Below are 1,064 nucleotides of genomic sequence, written 5' to 3' on the forward strand. Positions count from 1 at the left end.
TCGAACTCGGCCGCGAGAGCGGCCAGGTTCAAGGAGGCGTTGCGGTCCCGGTCGATGACCAGACCGCACGCCTCGCAGGTGTATTCGCGCTCGGACAGGGCCAGCTTGGTTTTCACTGTGCCGCAGCCCGAGCAGGTCTTGGAGGACGGATACCAGCGGTCGGCCAGCAGTAGCTGACCATTGTTCCATCCGGTCTTGTACGCCAACTGGCGGCGGATCTCCGCGAAACCGGCGTCTGCGATGTGCCGGGCCAGCCGCCGATTGGCGAGCATGCCGGCCACGTTGAGGTGTTCGACCACGATCATGCTGTGCTCGCGGGACAGGCGGGTGGTGAGCTTGTGCAGGCCGTCGCGGCGCAGGTTCGCCACGCGGGCGTGAGCGCGGCCGAGCCGGGCGGCTGCCCGTTCCCACCGCTTCGAGGCTCGTCGTGCGGTACGCCGGTCCGGGCCGGTCTTGCGTGACAGCGCCCGACCCAACGAGCGCATGCGTTGCTGCGCGGCGACTAGGTGGCGCGGGTTGTCGACCAGTTCGCCAGTGGACAGCACCGCAAGGTGCTTGATCCCGACGTCCACGCCGACGACCGACTGCGGCCGGGCAGGGGCGCGTTCGGCCCGTTCGACGTCAACGGTGAACGACACGTGCCAGCGTCCGCCGTCGCGTCGCACAGTCGCGGACATGATCCGGGCGGTGCCGTTGTCCAGGCGGCGGGCGAGTTTGCGGGCCGACTCGTGCAGCTTCAACCGGCCCAGTCGGGGCAGCACCACGTGCATGCGGTCGGGTTCGACCCGGATCGCCCCGGTGGTGAACCGCACGGATGGTGTGCTGCGGCGGCGGGACTTGAACCGGGGAAACCTGACCGGCCGCCCGGCCCGTGCGCCCTTACGGGAGTCGGCCCAATTCTTCAAGCCGCGCGCGAGGGCGTCCAAGCCGGTGTTGAACGCCTCCTTCGACACCTCGTCCCACCACGGCGCAACCCCGGGCTTAGCGGCGTTCCACGCCTTGCGCAACCCAGCGAGGGACCATGACAGCGACGGCGTCAACGCCTCGTGCGCCACGCCGTAGGA

General features: G+C 69.5%; 1 protein-coding gene. It reads right to left on the reverse strand.

The features are described 5' to 3' along the window. Nucleotides 1-1,064 (reverse strand): IS607 family element RNA-guided endonuclease TnpB (tnpB, locus tag ACLQ26_RS33005; protein WP_425748273.1); only part of this gene is annotated, 1,064 nt, incomplete at both ends.

Source organism: Micromonospora sp. DT43, from assembly GCF_049841645.1.
Lineage (GTDB): Bacteria > Actinomycetota > Actinomycetes > Mycobacteriales > Micromonosporaceae > Micromonospora.